The organism is Pseudomonas ogarae, assembly GCF_014268695.2.
GTDB classification, from domain to species: Bacteria; Pseudomonadota; Gammaproteobacteria; order Pseudomonadales; family Pseudomonadaceae; genus Aquipseudomonas; species Aquipseudomonas kilonensis.
The window spans coordinates 5748124-5768717 of sequence record NZ_CP077086.1; the positions used below are offsets into that span (position 1 = coordinate 5748124).

The 20594-nt window shown below is 60.8% G+C and carries 20 protein-coding genes; 15 read left to right on the forward strand and 5 right to left on the reverse strand.

Going from position 1 to position 20594, the window contains the following annotated elements; genetic code table 11:
* Positions 1 to 172: 172 nt before the first annotated feature.
* From pgi to HU749_RS25395, 5 genes are all read left to right on the forward strand, one after another.
* Entirely contained in the window at positions 173 to 1837 is a 1665-nt protein-coding gene (gene pgi / locus HU749_RS25375; protein WP_014340245.1) for a glucose-6-phosphate isomerase, read from the forward strand.
* 223 nt (positions 1838 to 2060) lie between these two features.
* Positions 2061 to 3998 carry an acetate--CoA ligase gene (gene acs / locus HU749_RS25380; RefSeq protein ID WP_079301780.1) on the forward strand — a complete coding sequence of 646 codons (1938 nt, stop codon included), beginning with the start codon at positions 2061 to 2063 and terminating at the stop codon, positions 3996 to 3998.
* A 140-nt stretch (positions 3999 to 4138) separates the two neighbouring features.
* Positions 4139 to 5155, forward strand: coding sequence for a class I SAM-dependent rRNA methyltransferase (locus HU749_RS25385; RefSeq protein ID WP_186652347.1), 1017 nt, complete (start codon positions 4139 to 4141; stop codon positions 5153 to 5155).
* A gap of 121 nt (positions 5156 to 5276) precedes the next feature.
* Positions 5277 to 8210, forward strand: coding sequence for a DUF748 domain-containing protein (locus HU749_RS25390; protein ID WP_186652350.1), 2934 nt, complete (start codon positions 5277 to 5279; stop codon positions 8208 to 8210).
* A 1-nt stretch (position 8211) separates the two neighbouring features.
* Positions 8212 to 8502, forward strand: coding sequence for a DUF2845 domain-containing protein (locus tag HU749_RS25395; RefSeq protein WP_079301778.1), 291 nt, complete (start codon positions 8212 to 8214; stop codon positions 8500 to 8502).
* A 327-nt stretch (positions 8503 to 8829) separates the two neighbouring features.
* Here the strand turns inward: HU749_RS25395 and HU749_RS25400 are convergent, their stop codons facing one another.
* Together HU749_RS25400 and HU749_RS25405 are read right to left on the reverse strand one after the other, a co-directional pair.
* Positions 8830 to 9183: a BON domain-containing protein gene (locus HU749_RS25400; RefSeq protein WP_003205664.1), complete on the reverse strand. Its 354-nt coding sequence runs from the start codon at positions 9181 to 9183 to the stop codon at positions 8830 to 8832.
* Positions 9184 to 9502: 319 nt separating this feature from the next.
* Positions 9503 to 9934 (reverse strand): pilin, encoded by a 432-nt coding sequence (locus HU749_RS25405; protein WP_079301777.1) that lies wholly within the window; start codon positions 9932 to 9934, stop codon positions 9503 to 9505.
* Positions 9935 to 10158: 224 nt separating this feature from the next.
* Here HU749_RS25405 and pilB point away from each other — a divergent pair, with 224 nt between their 5' ends.
* The 5 genes from pilB to yacG are packed head-to-tail and all read left to right on the forward strand — an operon-like array spanning position 10159 to position 14770.
* Positions 10159 to 11859 carry a type IV-A pilus assembly ATPase PilB gene (gene pilB, locus HU749_RS25410; protein ID WP_046065032.1) on the forward strand — a complete coding sequence of 567 codons (1701 nt, stop codon included), beginning with the start codon at positions 10159 to 10161 and terminating at the stop codon, positions 11857 to 11859.
* Between the two features lie 2 nt (positions 11860 to 11861).
* Positions 11862 to 13079 (forward strand): type II secretion system F family protein, encoded by a 1218-nt coding sequence (locus HU749_RS25415; RefSeq protein ID WP_079301776.1) that lies wholly within the window; start codon positions 11862 to 11864, stop codon positions 13077 to 13079.
* A 1-nt stretch (position 13080) separates the two neighbouring features.
* On the forward strand, positions 13081 to 13950 hold the full coding sequence (locus HU749_RS25420) for a prepilin peptidase (RefSeq protein ID WP_079301775.1): 870 nt from the start codon (positions 13081 to 13083) through the stop codon (positions 13948 to 13950).
* Entirely contained in the window at positions 13950 to 14573 is a 624-nt protein-coding gene (gene coaE, locus HU749_RS25425; protein ID WP_186652354.1) for a dephospho-CoA kinase, read from the forward strand. Before HU749_RS25420 ends, coaE begins: the two co-directional genes overlap by 1 nt.
* Positions 14570 to 14770 carry a DNA gyrase inhibitor YacG gene (gene yacG / locus HU749_RS25430; protein ID WP_041476151.1) on the forward strand — a complete coding sequence of 67 codons (201 nt, stop codon included), beginning with the start codon at positions 14570 to 14572 and terminating at the stop codon, positions 14768 to 14770. Before coaE ends, yacG begins: the two co-directional genes overlap by 4 nt.
* Here the strand turns inward: yacG and HU749_RS25435 are convergent.
* From HU749_RS25435 to HU749_RS25445, 3 genes are all read right to left on the reverse strand, one after another.
* Positions 14767 to 14982 (reverse strand): hypothetical protein, encoded by a 216-nt coding sequence (locus HU749_RS25435; protein WP_013694234.1) that lies wholly within the window; start codon positions 14980 to 14982, stop codon positions 14767 to 14769. The genes yacG and HU749_RS25435 overlap by 4 nt on opposite strands.
* A 63-nt stretch (positions 14983 to 15045) precedes the next feature.
* Positions 15046 to 15732, reverse strand: coding sequence for an energy-coupling factor ABC transporter permease (locus HU749_RS25440; RefSeq protein WP_079301773.1), 687 nt, complete (start codon positions 15730 to 15732; stop codon positions 15046 to 15048).
* Between the two features lie 41 nt (positions 15733 to 15773).
* The gene (locus HU749_RS25445) at positions 15774 to 16184 is read right to left on the reverse strand and encodes a tautomerase family protein (protein WP_003205679.1); all 411 of its coding nucleotides are present in this window, start codon (positions 16182 to 16184) and stop codon (positions 15774 to 15776) included.
* A 151-nt stretch (positions 16185 to 16335) separates the two neighbouring features.
* On the opposite strand from HU749_RS25445, the gene HU749_RS25450 reads away from it, so the two are divergent.
* The 5 genes from HU749_RS25450 to HU749_RS25470 all read left to right on the forward strand — a co-directional run bounded on the left by HU749_RS25450 (position 16336) and on the right by HU749_RS25470 (position 20586).
* Positions 16336 to 17235: a LysR substrate-binding domain-containing protein gene (locus HU749_RS25450; protein ID WP_186652356.1), complete on the forward strand. Its 900-nt coding sequence runs from the start codon at positions 16336 to 16338 to the stop codon at positions 17233 to 17235.
* Positions 17236 to 17850: 615 nt separating this feature from the next.
* Positions 17851 to 18477, forward strand: coding sequence for a DUF1780 domain-containing protein (locus tag HU749_RS25455; RefSeq protein ID WP_003205682.1), 627 nt, complete (start codon positions 17851 to 17853; stop codon positions 18475 to 18477).
* The gene (locus HU749_RS25460; protein WP_014340259.1) at positions 18474 to 19001 is read left to right on the forward strand and encodes an MOSC domain-containing protein; all 528 of its coding nucleotides are present in this window, start codon (positions 18474 to 18476) and stop codon (positions 18999 to 19001) included. The genes HU749_RS25455 and HU749_RS25460 overlap by 4 nt, the downstream gene beginning before the upstream one ends.
* 52 nt (positions 19002 to 19053) lie before the next feature.
* On the forward strand, positions 19054 to 19227 hold the full coding sequence (locus tag HU749_RS25465; RefSeq protein ID WP_003185543.1) for a DUF3094 domain-containing protein: 174 nt from the start codon (positions 19054 to 19056) through the stop codon (positions 19225 to 19227).
* 60 nt (positions 19228 to 19287) lie between these two features.
* Complete coding sequence (locus HU749_RS25470) at positions 19288 to 20586, forward strand: NAD(P)/FAD-dependent oxidoreductase (protein ID WP_079302675.1); 1299 nt, start codon at positions 19288 to 19290, stop codon at positions 20584 to 20586.
* The last annotated feature ends 8 nt before the right edge of the window (positions 20587 to 20594 follow it).

Consider the following 20594-nt stretch of genomic DNA (forward strand, 5'->3'; position numbering starts at 1 on the left):
AAAAGTACCGGGAATCGGTCAGACAAAGCCAAGACAGATCGCAACACGAGGTTTACTGTATTCGCCCTGCGTCCGGCGATCGTGTCGATGCAGTGTCCGGACGCCCGCCTCGAGCCGCACCGGAATTTTTAGTGTACAAAAGGCCGTTCAAGTAAAAAGGAAACCCGCAGCGATGGCGTATTACCGAACCCCTCATGACGTGACCGCTCTGCCAGCCTGGCAAGCGCTGAATGACCACCGCAAAGCCATGCAGGATTTCAGCATGCGCGAAGCGTTCAATGCCGATCCGCAGCGTTTCACTCAATTCACCCTGTCGAGCTGCGGCCTGTTTCTCGACTACTCGAAAAACCTGATCAACGCCCAGACCCGCGACCTGCTGGTGGGCCTGGCCAACGAAGTCGACCTCAAGGGCGCGATCAAGTCGCTGTTCGAAGGCGAAATCGTCAACGCCTCGGAAAACCGCCCTGCCCTGCACACCGCCCTGCGTCGGCCGGTGGGCGACAAGTTGCTGGTCAACGGCGTCAACGTGATGCCGGACGTGCACAAAGTGCTGAACCAGATCACCGACCTGGTGGGCCGCATTCACGACGGCCTATGGCGCGGCTACACCGAAAAGCCCATCACCGACGTGGTGAACATCGGCATCGGTGGTTCTTTCCTCGGCCCGGAGCTGGTGTCCGAAGCGCTGTTGTCCTACGCGCAAAAAGGCGTTCGCTGCCACTACCTGGCGAACATCGACGGCAGCGAGTTCCATGAGCTGACCATGAAGCTGCGCGCCGAGACCACGCTGTTCATCGTCTCGTCGAAATCCTTCAATACCCTCGAAACCCTGAAGAACGCCCAGGCCGCCCGCGCCTGGTACCTGGCCCAGGGTGGCTCCGAAGCAGAGCTGTATCGCCACTTCATCGCCGTGTCGAGCAACAACGCTGCCGCCGTGGCCTTCGGCATCCGTGAAGAAAACATCTTCCCGATGTGGGACTGGGTCGGCGGGCGTTACTCGCTGTGGTCGGCTATCGGCCTGCCGATCGCCCTGGCCATCGGCATGTCGAACTTCAAGGAATTGCTCTCCGGGGCCTATTCCATGGACCAGCATTTCCAGAGCGCCCCGTTCGAGCAGAACATGCCGGTGCTGCTGGCGCTGTTGGGCGTGTGGTACGGCAACTTCTGGGGCGCGCAGAGCCATGCGATCCTGCCGTACGACCACTACCTGCGTAACATCACCAAGCATTTGCAGCAGTTGGACATGGAATCCAACGGCAAGAGCGTGCGCCTGGACGGTACGCCGGTGTCGACCGACACGGGCCCGGTGATCTGGGGCGGCGTTGGCTGCAACGGTCAGCACGCCTACCACCAGTTGCTGCACCAGGGCACTCAACTGATCCCGGCCGACTTCATCGTGCCGATCGTCAGCTTCAACCCGGTTTCCGATCATCACCAGTGGCTGTATGCCAACTGCCTGTCCCAGAGCCAGGCGCTGATGCTCGGCAAGACCCGCGCCGAAGCCGAAGCCGAGCTGCGGGACAAAGGTGCCAGCGAAGAAGAGGTGCAGAAACTGGCCTCCCACAAAGTGATCCCGGGCAACCGTCCGAGCAACACCCTGGTGGTCGAACGCATCAGCCCTCGTCGCCTCGGCGCGCTGGTGGCGCTGTATGAACACAAGGTGTTCGTGCAGAGCGTCGTCTGGGGCATCAACGCCTTCGACCAATGGGGCGTGGAGCTGGGCAAGGAACTGGGCAAGGGCGTCTACAACCGCCTGGTGGGCAGTGAAGAAAACCCGGCCGAAGATGCCTCGACCCAGGGCTTGATCAACTACTTCCGCGGGCGTCACCGCGGCTGATCCCTGGGTTTGCATCACCCTTGTGGGAGCGGGTCTTGTGGGAGCAAAGCTTGCTCGCGATAGCGGCCTGATATCAACCTACGTGTTGAATGTGACGGCGTCATCGCGAGCAAGCTTTGCTCCCACGAGGCTCGCTCCCACAGTTGCTTTGTGCATGACTTGAACCCTCAGGCTACTGGGCGCATCTTTATATCTTGTCGCAAAACAAGAATAAGGAACCGTCATGTTCGATATCAGCCAGTACCCCCAAGCCGATGCCGTCCGCCGGGCTGCGCAACTGAGTCAGGACGAGTACAAGCGGCTCTACAAAGAATCCATCGAACACCCCAGCGCCTTCTGGGCCGAGCAGGCCACGCGCTTTCTCGACTGGATGACGCCCTGGCAAACCGTCCAGCGCTATGACCTCAAGAACGGCGACGCGACCTGGTTCGCCGGTGGCAAGCTGAACGTCAGCGCCAATTGCATCGACCGTCACCTGCAAACACGTGGCGACCAGACGGCAATCATCTGGGAAGGCGACGACCCCGCCGAATCGGCAGAAATCACCTACAAAAAACTTCACAACCATGTGTGCCGCCTGGCCAACGTGCTGAAAAGCCGTGGCGTGAAGAAAGGCGACCGGGTCTGCATCTACATGCCGATGATCCCCGAGGCCGCCTACGCCATGCTCGCCTGTACCCGCATCGGCGCGGTGCATTCAGTGGTGTTCGGTGGCTTCTCACCGGACTCCCTGCGCGACCGGATCCTCGACGCCGATTGCCGCACCGTGATCACCGCTGACGAAGGTGTACGCGGCGGGCGCTTCGTACCGCTCAAGCGTAACGTCGACAAGGCCCTGGAAAGCTGTCCGAACGTCAGCACCGTGCTGGTGGTCGAGCGCACCCAGGGCGAGGTGGACTGGGCTGAAGGTCGTGACCTCTGGTACCACCAGGCCATGCATGACATCAGCGACGATTGCCCACCCGAACCGATGGACGCCGAAGACCCGCTGTTCATCCTCTACACCTCCGGCAGCACTGGCAAACCCAAGGGTGTGCTGCACACCACGGGCGGCTATCTGCTGCAAGCGGCGATGACGTTCAAGTACGTGCTCGACTACCGCGACAACGAAGTGTTCTGGTGCACCGCCGATGTCGGCTGGGTCACTGGCCATAGCTACATCGTCTATGGCCCGCTGGCCAATGGCGCCACCACGCTGATCTTCGAGGGCGTGCCGAGCCACCCGAGCAGTTCGCGCTTCTGGCAGGTGATCGACAAGCATCAGGTCAACATCTTCTACACCGCGCCGACTGCCCTGCGCGCGCTGATGCGCGAAGGTGCCGGACCGTTGCAGGAAACGTCCCGCAAAAGCCTGCGATTGCTCGGCACCGTCGGTGAGCCGATCAACCCGGAAGCGTGGGAATGGTATTTCAACACGGTAGGCGAACAGCGCTGCCCGATTGTCGATACCTGGTGGCAGACCGAAACCGGCGGCATCATGCTCAGCCCGTTGGTGAGTGCCCCACGGCTCAAGCCAGGCTGCGCCACCCGGCCGATGTTCGGCGTGCAACCGGTCTTGCTGGATGAAGTGGGCAAGGAAATCAATGGCCCCGGCAGCGGCGTACTGGCGATCAAATCCAGTTGGCCCGGGCAGATTCGCAGCGTCTACGGCGATCATCAACGCATGGTCGACACCTACTTCAAACCCTACCCCGGCTATTACTTCACTGGCGACGGCGCGCGCCGCGACGAAGACGGCGACTACTGGATCACCGGGCGCATCGACGATGTGATCAACGTCTCCGGGCATCGCATCGGCACCGCCGAAATCGAAAGCGCCCTGGTGCTGCACGACAACATTGCCGAAGCGGCCGTCGTCGGCTATCCCCACGACCTCAAGGGCCAGGGCATCTATGCCTTTGTCACGCCGATGAACGGTGTGGAGGCCAATGACGAGCTGAAGAAGGAACTGCTGGCCCACGTCAGCAAGGAAATCGGCAGCTTCGCCAAACCGGAACTGATCCAGTGGGCGCCGGCGTTGCCCAAGACCCGTTCGGGCAAGATCATGCGGCGCATCCTGCGCAAGATCGCCTGCAACGAACTCGACAGCCTCGGCGACACCTCGACCCTGGCCGATCCAAGTGTGGTGGAGGGGTTGATCGACAAACGCCTCAATCGCTGAGGATTCCTGTGGGAGCGAGCTTGCTCGCGATGGGGCCTTGTCAGTCCAGACCGCCATCGCGAGCAAGCTCGCTCCCACAGGGACCACGCCAGCCATAACTGCTAAACTCCCGCGCCTCATTTCTCTAAGGCGCGCCCGGCATGTCTTCCTTGAATCAGGCGCTGCGCGCCGCCCTCGACCAGCGCCAGGAGCTGCTCGGCCAACTGCACCAGCAAGGCACCGACTGCTATCGCCTGTTCCATGGCAGCCAGGAAGGCGCACCCGGCCTGACCATCGACCGCTACGGCCCGCAACTGCTGGTACAGAGCTTCCATCAGTCGCTGGAGCGCGACGACCTGCTGCAACTGCACGGTATCGTCAACGAACGACTGGGCCTGGACACGCTCTTGGTCTACAACGATCGCGCCCGGGGCAATTCGCGCATCGACCGCCAGGACACTGTCTATCAGGCGGACGAGGCCGCCCTGCAAGACCTGGTCGGACATGAATGGGGCTTGAATTATCGCGTCCGCGGTCGCCATGCCGGGCAGGATCCACTGCTGTTTCTCGACCTGCGCAACGCCCGGGGCTGGGTCAAGGCACACAGCCGCGATAAAAGCGTGCTGAACCTGTTCGCCTACACCTGCGGCGTCGGCCTGAGCGCTGCGGCCGGTGGTGCGCGGGAGGTGTGCAACCTGGACTTCGCCGAAGGCAACCTGGCGGTGGGCCGTGAAAACGGCTTGCTCAACCCCGACTTGCCGCCGATGGAGTTCGTGCAGTCGGATTACTTCCCGGCGATCCGCCAACTGGCCGGCCTGCCTATCAGCCAGCGGCGTGGGCAGAAACTGCCCAGCTACGTGCGCCTGGAGCAACGCCAGTATGATTTGGTGCTGCTCGACCCGCCTGCCTGGGCGAAAAGTGCGTTCGGCACCGTCGACCTGTTGCGCGACTACCAAAGCCTGCTGAAACCGGCGCTACTCACCACCGCCGACAATGGCGTGCTGATCTGCTGCAACAACCTGGCAAAAGTGCCCATGGACGACTGGCGCGAGCAGGTGTTGCGTTGTGCGGAAAAAGCCGGCCGCCCGGTCCGCGAGTGGAGCGTACTGACGCCCGGCAGTGATTTCCCTTCCCGGGACCAGCAGCCGCCGCTCAAGACGTTGATCCTCCAGCTCTAGGCCCGCACCGGAATCCTCACCGAGAAAACCAGACAAATCTCATAAATCACAGTGGCTTCGGAACCGTAAACGCATGCCATACTCCAAGGCATTCCGAATTCACACCAAGATGAAGCCACAAATGCCCAAAGGATTGATTCGCGCCATCGGCGCTCTGTTGACCGCACTGGCCCTCTACAGCCTGTTGGGCTTTCTGATTTTGCCGGGCATCGCCTTGCGCGTCGCCAACCAGCAATTGGCCACCCTTGCGACAGTGCCGGCCCAGATCCAGCGCATCGAACTCAATCCCTTCAGCCTTGAAGTCACCCTCTGGGGCCTGAATATCGGCGAACCGGGCAAGGAACAGGTCGGCTTCGAACGGCTGTACGCCAATTTGCAACTCGACAGCTTGTGGTCCGGCGCCCTGCACCTGGTCGACATCGAGCTGGACAAGCCCAAGACCGAAGTGATGTTCGCCAAGGACGGTCAGTTGAACCTGCTGGGCCTGTTCAAGCTGCCGGCCAGCGAACCGACGCCCGCCGACCCCGAGGCCAAGCCCTTTCCCCTGCGGGTCGATCGAATCAAGTTGGCCAGCGGTTATGTGCATTTCCAGGACCTGCGCCCCAGCGAGCCCATTGAGTTTCTCTACGACACCCTCGATTTCGAGCTGAAGAACCTCAGCACCCTGCCCGACGACAATGCCGACATGACCCTGGTGGCGGTAGGTCCCAACGGCGGACAGATCGATTGGACCGGTAATTTCAGCCTCACCCCGATTGCCTCCCAAGGCACGCTCAAAGTCACCGACGGCCAGATGAAAGCCTTTTGGCCCTACGTGCGCGACGCCGTACCGCTGGTGTTGGAAAACGGTGTCCTGAACCTCAGCACCGACTACAAGCTCAACCTGGCCAAGGGCACCGAACTGCTGCTCAACAACGTCGCGGTCAGCGTCGCGCCCTTCGCCATCAAGGCCCCCGATGGCCGTCCACTGGTGAAACTCGAACGCCTGGACGTGAGTGAAACCTCGGTGGACCTGGCCAAGCAGCAAGTTATCGTGGGCAAGATCCGCAGCCAGAAGCTGGAAACCTGGGCCGCTCGCGAGGCGGACGGGCAACTGGACTGGCAGAAACTCTTCGCCAGCCAGCCGGCCAAACCCCAGGTCAAGGCTGAACCGGCATCCGCCCCGGCCGCGGCGGACTCGCCAAAAGCTGAACCGGCACCGCCGAGCAAACCGTGGCAGGTGATATTGAAGGACGTGCAACTGCGCGACTACCAGGTGCACCTGGCCGACCGCCAGGCCCAACCCGCCGTGGCCCTGGAGGTCGGCCCGCTGAACCTCGACCTGCAGAACTACGACACCCTCAACGGCTCGCCCTTTACCCTCAAGCTGGACACCGGGATAGGCAAGCAGGGCAAGATCCTCGCCGACGGCGAGGTCAACCTGAACCCGATCACCGCCAAGCTCAAGGTCAAGACCCAGGACGTCGACCTGCGCGTCGCCCAGTCGTACATCAACCCGTTCATTCGCCTGGAGCTGCGTTCCGGGATGCTCGGCAGCGACCTGGCAGTCGACCTCAAAAGCACCGAGCCACTGGCATTTGCCGTCACCGGCCGCGCCCAGGTCGATCAGTTGCACACCCTCGACACGCTCAAGACCCGCGACTTCCTCAAGTGGCAGCGCCTGGTCCTCGAAGGCCTGAGTTATCAGCACGGTGACAGCCTGTCCATCGACAAGGTCAACCTGCTCCAGCCTTATGCGCGCTTCATGATCAACGACGACCGCACCACCAACGTCGATGACCTGCTGATTCCGCAACCGGCCGACAGCGGCACCAAGAAAACCGCGGCAAAACCGGCGTCCCAGGAAAAGCCGCTGGGCATCCACATCGGCGGCATCGCCATCAATGACGGTTCGGCCAACTTCGCCGACTTCAGCCTGACGCCCAATTTCGCTACCGCCATCCAGCAGCTCAACGGCCAGATCGGCACCATCGACAGCCGCCAGGCCAAACCGGCCAGCGTCGACATCAAGGGCAAGGTCGACCGTTACGCGCCTGTCACCATCAAAGGGGCGGTCAACCCCTTCGACCCGATGGCCAGCCTCGACATCGCCACCAGTTTCAAACGGGTCGAGCTGACCACCCTGACACCCTACTCCGGCAAGTTCGCCGGCTATCGCATCCGCAAGGGTCGGCTCAATCTCGACCTGCATTACCGAATCACCCAGGGCAAGCTCCAGGCGGAGAACAAAGTGGTGGTCGAGCAACTGCAACTGGGGGAGAAAGTCGACAGCCCGGACGCCGTGAGCCTGCCGCTGAAACTGGCCGTCGCTTTGCTCAAGGATTCCGAGGGCAGGATTTCCATCGAACTACCCGTGTCCGGCGATCTCAACGACCCGCAATTCAGTGTCATGCCAATCGTCTGGCAGACCCTGCGCAACCTGGTGGTCCGAGCGGCCCAGGCGCCGTTCAAGCTTATCGGTGGGCTGGTGGCCGGTGGCGGCTCGGAAGATCTGGGCAGCGTCGCGTTTGCGCCGGGATCCAGCGGCCTGAGCAAAGACAACGAAGGCACGCTGCTCAAACTGTCCGAGGCCCTTGGCAAACGTCCGGAGCTGCGTCTGGAGATCGAAGGCACCGCCGCCGAAAGCAGCGACGGCCCACTGCTCGCCGCCCAGCGCCTGGAGCGCGAATACCAGTACAACTACTACAAGATGCTCCAGCGTCGGGGCGACAAAGTCCCGGCCCAGGCCTCGCTGATACAGGTGCCCGAGGACGAAAAGGCGCCGCTGCTCGAAGGCATCTACCGCACCCGCCTCAAGACCCAACCGCCGGCCGAATGGACGCAACTGGATAAAAAGGCACGCATCGAGAAACTGCGTGAAGGCGTGATCAAGTTCTGGAGCGGCAGCGACGTGCTGTTGCGTCAACTGGGACAGGAACGGGCCAGCAGCATCAAGGACTTCCTGGTAGACAAAGGCCAGTTGGCCGACGACCGCGTGTATTTCATCGACGCCAGCCTCGGCCAGGCCGAGAGCGATGGCCGGGTGATTACCCCGATGCATCTGGATGCCGAATAAGATGAAACCCTGGTTCGGGCTCTGTCTATTGCTAGCCGCCGGCCAGGCCCCGGCTGCCGACACGCTGCGTTGCGGCAGCCAGTTGATCAGCGTCGGCGACCGCTCGAGCGAAGTGTTGCAAAAGTGCGGGCAGCCAGCGGCGCGGGATGACCTGGGCTACAAGCGCAGTGTCAATCGCCGGGAGGAATACCCGGTGGAGGAATGGACCTACGGCCCCAACAGCGGCATGTATCAGTACCTGCGCTTCGAGGGGAATCGGCTGGTGCAGATCACCAGCAAGCGGGGGCCGTGAGCTGATAGGTCTCTGCACTCAGTTGGCATGATGTTGAAAATATCACCGCCATCGCGAGCAGGCTCGCTCCCACAGGGGGCCGGGTTTCTTCAGGCAGAATGCATTTTAAATGTGGGAGCGAGCCTGCTCGCGAAAAGGGCAACTCGGTCCCCCCGGCTGCCCCACATACTTTTTTCCACTGGAATAGAACAGGCCCCCGGCACGAATGCCGGGGGCCTGTAATGGCCACGTCCATGTGGCCTTTCGCATGAACTCCAAAGCGACGGAAAACGTATATCCTGGCCCGCTTGCCGCGCCTTCTCCCAGTCCAGGCGAGAAGTCTTAGCCTTACTCGGCTTTCAGGCCGTCAGCCGATACGGCCTTGACGCCTTTGATTTTCTTGGCGATCGCCACAGCGGTGTCTTTTTGTGCATCAGTGACTTTGGTCATCGAAGACAGGGACACAACACCTTTATTGGTTTCGACTTTGATATCTGTGCCTGGAATGCCTTTTTCAGTGACCAGATCAGCTTTGACCTTGGTGGTGATCCAGGTATCGGAAACGTCTTCCTTGGCCTCTGTCACTTCGCCCGCAGCCAGCATCATTGGCGCCTGAGTTGCTTGAGTGGTCTCGGCGAATGCGCTAGCCATGGTCAGGGTCAGAGCGGTAGCAGCGGCGGCAGTGATAGCGAACTTCTTCATACGAGTAACTCCTGTTTTTCTCAAAAACTGCCGGAGGTGCATCCCGGCAGGGTTATCAGGAGTAGTGCGAAGGCTGTGCCAGCTTTTAAACATTTACTAATTTCTTATAAATCAGCAAGTTAAGCGAAACGGTGATTTCCGTGATCATGCAAAATGCATGAAGCGCTGATTCTGGACATGCAACTTGCGGGTTTTGGCCTATTTCTAAGCTTATGAATTGCGAAGGATTTCTGTAAGGCCTGAGATTGTTCCCGCCTGACTACCCAACATCCATAAAAAGGGCCGCTAAGCAGCCCAGGACAAGTTAAGTTCGAATTCATTAACCTCCGGCAGGAGCCGCAGCGCCACCGGTGCAGCCGGCCGGCAAAAACTCCTGAGCAGCCGTCGAACCGCAACTCCAAACACCTTCAGCAGAACGGGTAAGAGTGATCGTCTTGCCAAGAACCGGAGCGGGCGCATTCAACAAGGTACATGCGATGGTACCTGTTCCAGCCGAAGCAGAACCTGAAGCATCCAACGTGCAATTGCTGGTGGGCGTTGTCCCACCGATGTTGGCCAACGATGGATCGGTACCTTGATTCATGACGTCCTCAAACGGCACTTTCAAGGCAGACACTTCTGCCAACCCCGCCGTGGCCTTGGCCCGCGCCTGGTACTTGGAATACTGCGGCAACGCAAAGGTCGCCAGGATGCCGATGATCGCCACGACGATCAGCAGCTCGATCAAGGTAAAGCCACTCTGCTTATTCATAGACATCTCCCATGCATGAGTCGAAATCTCATGACCTGAAACGGCCATTGCAGGGCACATGCCAACCCTCAAGCCTCATCAATAAAGGGGATTGAACCCGCACAACGGCGACGTCCTACCTCAACAACCGCACTATCTGACGTTTTTTGTCACCCTGCCCTGCTGGTTTGGCGTCGAGGCTTGACTAGGCTATAAGTCATGAATTGTTCGCCGCCGGGATTCCCATGACTGACATCGCCCTCAGCGGCCTGACCAAGCAATTGGTGCTGGCCGAACTGCTCACCGAGCAAAGTGCGCAACAGGCGTATCAACAGGCCCAACGCAGTCGCATTCCCCTGGTCAGTTATCTGGTGCAGAACAAACTGGTCCAGAGCCGCCAGGTCGCGGAGATCGCCTCGGAGCATTTCGGCGTCGCCCTGCTGGACCTCAACAGCCTGGACAAAGAAACCCAACCCACCGGCCTGGTCAGCGAAAAACTGGTGCGCCAGCACCACGCCCTGCCGCTGTGGCGGCGTGGCAACAAATTGTACGTAGGCATCTCCGACCCCACCAATCACCAGGCCATCAACGATATCCAGTTCAGCACCGGCCTGACTACCGAAGCCATCCTGGTGGAGGACGACAAGCTCAGCGACGCCATCGAAAAGTTTTTCGAGTCCAGCAGCACCGGCCTGGAAGGCATGGGCGATGTCGACCTCGACGGCCTGGACATCGAATCGATCGACGACACCAGGCAGGACTCCATCGCCGGCCAGGATACCGACGACGCGCCCGTGGTGCGCTTCGTCAACAAGATGCTGCTGGACGCAATCAAGGGTGGCTCTTCCGACTTGCACTTCGAGCCCTATGAAAAGATCTATCGGGTGCGGGTGCGCACCGACGGCATGCTGCGAGAAGTGGCCAGGCCGCCGATCCAACTGGCCAACCGTATCGCCGCACGCCTGAAAGTCATGGCCAGCCTGGATATCTCCGAGCGGCGCAAACCCCAGGACGGGCGCCTGAAAATGCGCCTGTCGAAAACCAAGTCCATCGATTTCCGGGTCAACACCCTGCCCACGCTCTGGGGCGAAAAAGTGGTGATCCGGATCCTCGACCCGTCCAGCGCGCAAATGGGCATCGATGCCCTGGGCTACGAACCGGACCAGAAAGACCTGTACATGGCCGCCCTCAAGCAACCGCAAGGGCTGATCCTGGTGACCGGCCCAACCGGCTCGGGCAAGACCGTGTCGCTGTACACCGGGCTGAATATCCTCAACACCGTGGACATCAACATTTCCACCGCCGAAGACCCGGTGGAGATCAACATGGAAGGCATCAACCAGGTCAATGTGAACCCGCGCCAGGGGCTGGATTTCGCCCAGGCCCTGCGCTCGTTCCTGCGCCAGGACCCGGACGTGATCATGGTCGGCGAGATCCGCGACCTGGAAACCGCCGAAATCGCCATCAAGGCCGCCCAGACCGGGCACCTGGTGCTCTCCACACTGCATACCAACAGCGCCGCCGAAACCCTGATCCGCCTGCAAAACATGGGCATTCCGGGGTTCAACATCGCCACCGCCGTGCACCTGATCATTGCCCAACGGCTGGCGCGCAAGCTGTGCAACCACTGCAAGAGAGCCATCGAGATTCCCGAAGAAACCCTGCTCAAGGAAGGTTTCAGCCGGGAACGCATCGGCACATTCACGATCTATGAGCCGGTCGGTTGCGAACAGTGCAACCAGGGTTACAAAGGGCGCGTGGGGGTTTACGAAGTGGTCAAGAACACGCCCGAGCTGCAACGGTTGATCATGGCCGAGGGCAACTCGCTGGAAATCGATCTGCAGATGCGCAAGGACGGCTTCAATGACCTGCGCGCATCGGGGCTGCTCAAAGTGATGCAGGGCGTCACCAGCCTCGAAGAAATCAACCGGGTCACCAAGGATTGAGCATGGCGGTCAAGGCAGTAAAAACCGACGTCTATACGTGGGAAGGCAAAGACCGCAAAGGCGCGAAAATGACCGGCGAGCTGACGGGGCAGAGCCCGGCCCTGGTCAAGGCACAGCTGCGCAAACAAGGCATCAACCCGCAGAAGGTGCGCAAGAAATCCACCTCGATATTCAGCAAGGGCAAGCGCATCAAGCCGCTGGATATCGCCCTCTTCACCCGCCAGATGGCCACGATGCTCAAGGCTGGTGTACCCCTGCTGCAAGCGTTCGACATCATCGGCGAAGGCTTCGACAACGCCAACATGCGCAAGCTGGTGGACCAGGTGAAGCAGGAAGTTGCCGCTGGCAACAGCTTCGCCGCCTCGCTGCGCAAGTGCCCGCAATATTTCGACGAGCTGTACTGCAATCTGGTGGACGCCGGTGAGCAGGCTGGCGCCCTGGACACGCTGCTGGACCGGGTCGCGACCTACAAGGAAAAGAGCGAAGCCCTCAAGGCCAAGATCAAGAAAGCCATGACCTACCCGACGGCGGTGATACTAGTCGCAGCGGTGGTCACCGGCATCCTGCTGGTCAAGGTGGTGCCGCAGTTCGAATCGGTATTCTCCGGGTTCGGTGCGCAACTGCCGGCCTTCACGGTGATGGTCATCGGCCTGTCGGAATTCATGCAGGAGTGGTGGTGGATGCTGCTTGGCGGCTTGGCGGGGGCTTTTTTCGGGGTGAAATATGCCCTCAAGCGTTCCCAGGCGTTTCGTGACTGGCGAGACAAATGGCTGCTCAAGCTCCCCTTGATAGGTACCTTGATGTACAAGTCTGCGGTGGCTCGCTATGCCCGCACGCTCTCGACGACATTCGCCGCTGGCGTGCCGCTGGTCGAAGCCCTCGACTCGGTATCGGGCGCCACCGGCAACGTGGTGTTCAAGCGTGCCGTGCAGCGCATCCGCCAGGATGTCTCGACCGGCATGCAGTTGAATTTTTCCATGCGTGCCTCAGGGATCTTTCCGAACCTGGCGATCCAGATGACCGCCATCGGCGAGGAGTCCGGCGCGCTGGACGACATGCTCGACAAAGTGGCGAGCTTTTATGAGGCCGAGGTGGACAATCTGGTGGACAACCTCACCAGCCTGATGGAACCCTTCATCATGGTGGTCCTGGGGGTCGTCGTCGGTGGCCTGGTGGTTGCCATGTACCTGCCCATCTTTCAACTCGGCTCTGCGATCTGACATGCCCCTGAGCGAATTCTTCGTGCTGTATCCCCTGGCCTTCGTGCTCGTTGCGGCATTGCTCGGCCTGATCATCGGCAGCTTCCTCAACGTGCTGGTGTGGCGCCTGCCGAAAATGCTCAATCGCGAATGGCGCCTGCAAGCCCACGACCTGCTGGGCCTGCCGGCCGAAACCCCGGGCCCGGTCTACAACCTGATGCTGCCCCACTCCCAGTGCCCGCACTGCGGCCATCGCATCCGCGCCTGGGAAAACATTCCGCTGCTCAGCTACCTGATGCTGCGCGGCCGCTGTTCGAGCTGCGCCGCGCCCATTGGCAGGCGCTACCCCCTGACCGAATTGACCTGCGGTGCGTTATCGGCGTTCGTCGCCTGGCATTTCGGCTTTGGCTGGCACGCCGCGATGGTGATGGTGTTGACCTGGGGTCTGCTGGGCATGAGCCTGATCGACGCCGAGCATCAATTGCTGCCCGATACCCTGGTGCTGCCGTTGTTGTGGCTGGGCTTGATCATCAACAGCTTCGGGCTCTTCGTGCCCTTGAACCAGGCGATGTGGGGCGCGGTGGCCGGCTATCTGGCGCTGTGGTCGGTGTTCTGGGTATTCAAGCTGATCACCGGCAAGGAAGGCATGGGCTACGGGGATTTCAAGCTGCTGGCGATGCTCGGCGCCTGGGGTGGCTGGCAGATCCTGCCGCTGACGCTGCTGCTGTCGTCGCTGGTGGGCGCCGTTATCGGGGTCATCGTGCTGCGCTTGCGTGATGCTCCCGGGTCGACGCAGATCCCTTTTGGACCTTATCTGGCCATTGCCGGCTGGATTGCCTTGCTCTGGGGTGGTCAAATAACCGACTTCTATTGGCAGTCTGTCGGTTTTTAATGAATACCTCAGTGAAAAAACCCTGGATTCTCGGCCTGACCGGTGGCATCGGCAGCGGCAAGAGCGCAGCGGCCCAGCATTTCATCGACCTGGGCGTGCACGTCATCGACGCCGATCATGCGGCGCGCTGGGTGGTCGAGCCCGGGCGCCCGGCGCTGGCGAAAATCGCCGAGCACTTCGGCCCCGGTGTATTGCAGGCCAACGGCGCCCTGGACCGGGCGGCGCTGCGCAAGCTGATCTTCGAGAATGCCGATGAACGTCGCTGGCTCGAGGCGCTGCTGCATCCCCTGATCGCTGAGGAAATCACCCATCATCTGGCCCAGGCAAAATCGTCCTACGCGATTCTGGTATCGCCACTGCTGATCGAGTCCGGGCAGTACACCATGACCCAGCGGATCCTGGTGATCGATGCGCCGGAACAACTGCAGATCGAACGTACGTTGCAGCGCGACCAGACCAGCGAACAGCAGGTCCAGGCGATTCTCAAGGCCCAGTCCAGCCGCCAGGATCGACTGAGCCGTGCCGACGACGTGGTGGTCAATGATCGCGACCTCGCCTGGCTGCACAGCGAGGTCGAGCGCCTGCATCACTTTTACCTTACTTTGCGTGGAGGCCAATCATGAGCCAAACCCCAACCGTTGATTGTCCAACCTGTGGCGCCCCTGTGGAATGGAGCCCGGAGAGCACATTCCGGCCGTTCTGTTCTGATCGCTGCAAACTGATCGACCTCGGCGCCTGGGCGTCGGAAGAACACAAGATTCCGGTCAGCCCCGACGCCGAGGACGAGCTGTTCAGCGAAGACTTCGAGCCTCGCCACTAAGGCCGCATGAAACCGTAGTCCTGTTCATCGTCGAGGTTTTCCGCCAGGAAACTCAACTCATCGGCCAGGTCTTCAGGGCTGCGCACTGTCTTGCTCTGTTGCACGATCGCACTGAGCAAGGCACGCAGGCTCAAGCCCGGGTCAAAACCGATCTCCATCGCGGCATCGTGACTACGCCTGATCTCTTGTCTCGCCCACTCATAAACACTCATGGTTGTGCTCCTGGAAATTTTCCAAAGCATGAAGGGCGTGTGGTGGTGCAGCCTTGACGTGAATCAAGGCTTGTCATCATCGTTCCACGGGGCCGACAGGTAGCGCGTGCGGTTGAAGGTCTCCAGCCATTCGGGACTGAACACCACCAACGCACTGATCACCATGCCGTTGATGAAGGCCTCGGGGAAGATGATCAGCCAGAGGTAGCCGACAAAGTCTTCCAGCCAGTAAGGCATGGCGAATATACCGTCGTACCACAGCAGGCCAAGTCCCAGCAGCAGGCACGCCAACGCCGAAAGCGCGGCGGCGAGAAACCCCGAGCAGAAGATATACACGAACAGATTGCGCGGCTGGGCGCGCTCCACCAGGATCGCGCAACACTCGGTGACCAACACCGGCAACAGGATCAGCAGCGCACCGTTGACCCCGACCGCGGCCATGTCCTGACGGCCCAGCAGCACCAGCGCGAGCTGCGCGCACAGGCCACCGAGGATCGCCAACGGCCAGTCCAGCAACAGCGTCACGGCAGTCATGCCGATGAAGTGATACGAAACGCCGGTATCGAAATCCCGTCGCACCAGCCACAGCATGAACAACGCCAGCACTGTGCCGAACAACAGGTGCTGGCGACGGCTGTCGGTGAACAGCTCGACCCACGGCGCCCGCACCACGGCCCAGACCAACACCGGCACATACATCAGCCAACCGGCCGCCAGGGTCTGCGGTGAAAGCAGTTCGGCACCGATCATGGGCTACTCCTGCGAGAACTTGAACGCCGTCCGCGCGCTACTTAAGTAGCGACACTTCCTGGTTGTTGTACCAAGGCCATTGCAAACTTGCCAAAGCCTACCGACCAATCCGAATAGTCATTCTCGTGCATGAAGATGAAAACGTCTTGCGGACGAACCTGGGCTTGAACTCCGAGATTGTCCGCGATTTTTTTGTAGAGCTCGCGCTTCATCGCATCACTGCGGCCCCTGCGCATCGTAATCTCAATCACGATCAAATGGTCTGAACGAGCCACACCGTTAAACGTGCGGCTGTAGAAAAACTGTTCAGGATCATAGTCCGTGACCAGGTTGAACAATTCATCCTCGGGCATACCAATGCTCTCGACCAGCGCTTGGTGTATGCCATCGACGATGCGCTGACGTTGCTGCTGGCTGGTGCCCTTGATGACGGCGGTACGAACGAATGGCATGTGAGCTGCTCTCAATTTGATAGGGAATGCCCCTCAATCCTGGCGACCCGGAACTGTCGGCAGGCACTGCAGGAACAGGGGAATTCTGCAAAATCCGCCCGATACCTGATATCGATTTATACGGTCGATGTAATTGAGCTAAAGTCACTTTATGAAACGTCGCCTCCCCCCATTGAATGCACTGCATACCTTCGAGGCCGCTGCCCGACTGGGCAAAATGATCGCGGCCGCCGAGGAGCTGTCTGTCACACCTGGCGCTGTGAGTCGCCAGGTACGCCAGCTGGAGCTGAGCCTTGGCGTGGACCTGTTCGAAGGCCCAAAAAACAAACCTCAGCTCACCGTTGCCGGTAGAGAACTGCTGCCGGAGCTGACCGCCGCACTGGATCAGATCGAGGCTGCGGTGAGCAGGGTCCGAGACACGGCGACAGGCACCTTGGACGTGTCCTGCTTCAGCACCTTTACGGTCAAGTGGCTGATACCGCGTCTTTTCGACTTCAATACGACTTACCCAGAGATCAAGATTCGCCTGAGCTCACCGGTTCACGGGACCGATCCGGGCCGGGATCGCTATGACGTGATGATCACGGCTGAACAGGGCATCGTGGGCGAACAAAAAAACACGGTCCGGCTGTTTCCTGAACGATTGGGCGTTGTGTTGTCGCCCACCTTGTCCGCGCGAATTCAATTAACCGACTTGGGCTCGATTTTCCGCCATCCCCTCCTGCATACCAAAACCCGTCCGGATGCCTGGGCAAACTGGGGGGATGCGATTGGGCACCAGGTCACTGCGCCCGCCGGGCTGGAATACGAGCACTATTACTTTACGTTGGAGGCGGCGATTGCCGGGCTGGGGATTTGTGTCGCCCCGTGGCACTTGGTGGCTGACGACATTCGCCTGGGTCGTCTGGTGGCGCCGTTCGGGTTTCGCCCGAGCCGCTACGTCTATGTCGCTAAGCGCAGCGCGCAGCAGAGCAAGAAACTGGATCTGTTTTGCGCTTGGTTGGCGTGTCAGGCTGAACAGGATGGCCTGCTGGGACCTGCCTGGGGGTAATGCTGTTCACTGGAGCGGTTATCGGAGATTGGGCCTTCCATTCCTCGATCTGTTTCAGGGGTGGTGTGTATATCCGTTTTCGCGGTAACGGCTGCTTATGGTTCCGCTCTTACAGCGGCTCACTTTTGAGAAGCGCAAAAGTAAGCAAAACGCTTCTGCCCCACCACTCGGCACCTCGCCTAGGCTCGGTGTGCCCTCACTCCGGCATTGCTCCGTGGGCCGCCGCGAAGGGCCATCCATGGCCCAGCGCGGCTAACCCGGCATCCATGCCGGGTTGCCCACTGCGCAATACCTTCGTTCAGCCAGCGTGGTTAACGGGGCGCCGAGATCAACGTCCACCGCGAGGCGGCCTGGTAGCCGACCTGGTTCTGGGTCGGACCGCGTTTCTCCTGTGGGAGCGAGCTTGCTCGCGATAGCGGTGGTTCAGTTTACGGTGAGTTGGATGTGCCGACGTCTTCGCGAGCAAGCTCGCGATAGCGGTGGTGCAGAGGCATAGAGGCTCGACCCCTTGCTTTAGGCTCTAAGTGAACAGCATTACCCGGCCCGGGCGGAAATTTGCTCCCATTACAGCAGCTTTATTTTTTTTGATCACATTTGAACGCTAAGCTTGGGCTCATGGATGACTCCGATTACTTACGCCTGCTGACCATCGCGGCCGAGCAAGCCAACGCCTTTCTCTCCAATGCCCGCAAATGGGAGCGTGAGCGTTGGGTCTGCCAGCGCCTGCTGCAGGGGCTGAACGTGCCTTACCGCGCCGACGAGTTCGCGCCGGCCGGCGAGCCGCCGGACGTGTTGTTTCGCGATGCCAATTTCGAGGTGTTTTTCGTGCTCGACGAAGGTCGACGCCTCAATGACGAATGGCGCGATGAACTGCAACGCCGTCGCAGCGCCTTTTCCCTGAGCCAACTGGTGCGTCGCGAGGCCAAGCCGCGGCGGATCCCGGCCAATGAGTTCCTGATGCGGCTGGCCCCGACCTTGCGCAAGAAAGCCCATAACTACACCGAACGCGGCATGGACCTGGGCGACCTGGACATCATCGCCTTCGCCAGCCTCAAGCGCGAAGTGCTGGACCTCAACAGTCACTTCCCGCCGCCGACCGAATACCTGCGCCAGGGCTGGCGCTCACTGTCACTGGTAGGGCCGACGTTCGCCCGGGTGCTGTTCGCCCACCCTGACGCGCCGGACTTCCTGCGAAGCAACCTGGGTCGCAGCATTGTTTTCGATGTCGGGATCAGCCTGTGAGCCCACTGCAGGAACTGATTGCCGCTGTGCCCCAGCATGGCCGCGTACGCTGGATCGGCGTGCGCCCCCAGGGTCATGCGCCCATGATCGAACTGGACGCCGTGGAGGCCCGCCTGGAGGCTGGGCTGACCGGCGATCATGCCCGCCCCGGTGCGCGCAATGCACGGCAAGTAACGCTGATCCAATGGGAACACCTGGCCGTGATCGGCTCGCTGATGGGCCGTCCCGAGGACCGGCCCGTGCTGCCACAGGAGCTGCGACGCAATATTGTGGTCAGCGGCATCAATTTGTTCAGCCTCAAGGGCCGGCGCTTTCGCATTGGACAAGCCATTTTTGAAACCACCGGCTGGTGCCAGCCGTGTGCTCGATTGGAGCGAAACCTCGGCGAAGGTACATTCCAGGCCGTACGCGGCCATGGCGGAATCACCGCCCGGGTGTTAAAAAGTGGAATCATTCGCCTGGACGACAGCCTGATCGTCGAACCCGTTCCGGCGAGCGGCTACGCTGCTTTCAATGCCGGCTAGCCGGACGCTGTAACGTCTTCACATTCCGCAACGTCTACCTGACGAGGCCTTTATGACCAGTCGCCTGAACCCAGATGACCAGAAGCATGTCGAAGAGTACCTGCAACTGTCCCAGCACCGAGTCGAGCGCCGGCCTTTCCGGCCATGGATGCTCCTGGTGGTGGTACTGGCCGTGACCATCGGCCTGGGCCTGTTGAGCCGACTGATCAGTTACCTGACGCTATGAGCCGCTTGATGCTCGCGCAGGTAACGGCACTGATTTCCTTTAGCCTTGCGAGATATCCCCATGACTCATCGTATTGTCATCGTTGGCGGCGGCGCCGGCGGTCTGGAGTTGGCTACCCGTCTGGGTAAGACTCTGGGCAAGCGTGGCACGGCCAGTGTGATGCTGGTCGACGCGAACCTGACCCACATCTGGAAACCGCTGCTGCACGAAGTGGCTGCCGGTTCCCTGAACTCCTCCGAAGACGAACTCAACTATGTCGCCCAGGCAAAATGGAACCACTTCGAGTTCCAGCTGGGGCGCATGAGCGGCCTGGATCGCGAGCGCAAGAGAATCCAACTGGCCGCCACCTATGACGAGGCCGGCGTCGAGCTGTTGCCGGCCCGGGAACTGGGCTACGACACCCTGGTGATTGCCGTCGGCAGCACCACCAATGACTTCGGCACCGAAGGCGCAGCGCAGCATTGCCTGTTCCTCGACACCCGCAAACAGGCCGAGCGCTTCCATCAGCAGTTGCTGCACCACTATCTGCGCGCCCACGCCGGGCAGACTGATATCGTCGAGCGCATCAGCGTCGCCATCGTCGGAGCCGGTGCGACCGGGGTCGAACTGGCCGCCGAGCTGCACAATGCCGCCCACGAACTGCACGCCTACGGCCTGGACCGGATCAAACCGGAGAACATGCACATCACCCTGATCGAGGCGGGCCCCCGGGTCTTGCCAGCCCTGCCGGAGCGTATCGGCGGGCCGGTGCACAAGACCCTGGAAAAACTCGGCGTCAACGTCATGACCAACGCCGCCGTCAGCCAAGTGACCGCCGACAGCCTCATTACCGCGGACGGCAAAGTGATCGACGCGAGCCTGAAAGTCTGGGCCGCCGGGATTCGCGCCCCGGACTACCTCAAGGACATCGACGGACTGGAGACCAACCGGATCAACCAGTTGCAGGTGCTGCCGACGCTACAGACCACCCGCGACGAGAACATCTTCGCCTTCGGCGATTGCGCCGCCTGCCCGCAACCCGGCAGCGATCGCAACGTCCCGCCCCGCGCCCAGGCCGCGCACCAGCAAGCCTCGCTGCTGGCCAAGTCCTTGAAGCTGCGGATAGAAGGCAAGGCCCTGCCAGAATACAAATACACCGACTACGGCTCGCTGATCTCGCTGTCGCGGTTCTCGGCGGTGGGCAACCTGATGGGCAACCTGACCGGCAGCGTGATGCTCGAAGGCTGGCTGGCGCGGATGTTCTATGTGTCGTTGTATCGCATGCACCAGATGGCGCTGTACGGCATGTTCCGCACGGCCATGCTGATGCTGGGCAGCAAGATCGGGCGTGGGACCGAGCCTCGGCTGAAGCTGCACTGAGTCAGCAG

Coding starts and splice junctions, on each gene's coding strand:
- HU749_RS25420 (WP_079301775.1), top strand. CDS start 13,081: ATGCCCCTGAGCGAATTCTTCGTGCTGTATCCCCTGGCCTTCGTGCTC.
- HU749_RS25445 (WP_003205679.1), bottom strand. CDS start 16,184: ATGCCATTCGTTCGTACCGCCGTCATCAAGGGCACCAGCCAGCAGCAA.
- HU749_RS25470 (WP_079302675.1), top strand. CDS start 19,288: ATGACTCATCGTATTGTCATCGTTGGCGGCGGCGCCGGCGGTCTGGAG.
- HU749_RS25440 (WP_079301773.1), bottom strand. CDS start 15,732: ATGATCGGTGCCGAACTGCTTTCACCGCAGACCCTGGCGGCCGGTTGG.
- HU749_RS25465 (WP_003185543.1), top strand. CDS start 19,054: ATGACCAGTCGCCTGAACCCAGATGACCAGAAGCATGTCGAAGAGTAC.
- yacG (WP_041476151.1), top strand. CDS start 14,570: ATGAGCCAAACCCCAACCGTTGATTGTCCAACCTGTGGCGCCCCTGTG.
- HU749_RS25390 (WP_186652350.1), top strand. CDS start 5,277: ATGCCCAAAGGATTGATTCGCGCCATCGGCGCTCTGTTGACCGCACTG.
- coaE (WP_186652354.1), top strand. CDS start 13,950: ATGAATACCTCAGTGAAAAAACCCTGGATTCTCGGCCTGACCGGTGGC.
- HU749_RS25415 (WP_079301776.1), top strand. CDS start 11,862: ATGGCGGTCAAGGCAGTAAAAACCGACGTCTATACGTGGGAAGGCAAA.
- HU749_RS25455 (WP_003205682.1), top strand. CDS start 17,851: ATGGATGACTCCGATTACTTACGCCTGCTGACCATCGCGGCCGAGCAA.
- acs (WP_079301780.1), top strand. CDS start 2,061: ATGTTCGATATCAGCCAGTACCCCCAAGCCGATGCCGTCCGCCGGGCT.
- HU749_RS25385 (WP_186652347.1), top strand. CDS start 4,139: ATGTCTTCCTTGAATCAGGCGCTGCGCGCCGCCCTCGACCAGCGCCAG.
- HU749_RS25395 (WP_079301778.1), top strand. CDS start 8,212: ATGAAACCCTGGTTCGGGCTCTGTCTATTGCTAGCCGCCGGCCAGGCC.
- HU749_RS25450 (WP_186652356.1), top strand. CDS start 16,336: ATGAAACGTCGCCTCCCCCCATTGAATGCACTGCATACCTTCGAGGCC.
- pgi (WP_014340245.1), top strand. CDS start 173: ATGGCGTATTACCGAACCCCTCATGACGTGACCGCTCTGCCAGCCTGG.
- HU749_RS25400 (WP_003205664.1), bottom strand. CDS start 9,183: ATGAAGAAGTTCGCTATCACTGCCGCCGCTGCTACCGCTCTGACCCTG.
- pilB (WP_046065032.1), top strand. CDS start 10,159: ATGACTGACATCGCCCTCAGCGGCCTGACCAAGCAATTGGTGCTGGCC.
- HU749_RS25435 (WP_013694234.1), bottom strand. CDS start 14,982: ATGAGTGTTTATGAGTGGGCGAGACAAGAGATCAGGCGTAGTCACGAT.
- HU749_RS25405 (WP_079301777.1), bottom strand. CDS start 9,934: ATGAATAAGCAGAGTGGCTTTACCTTGATCGAGCTGCTGATCGTCGTG.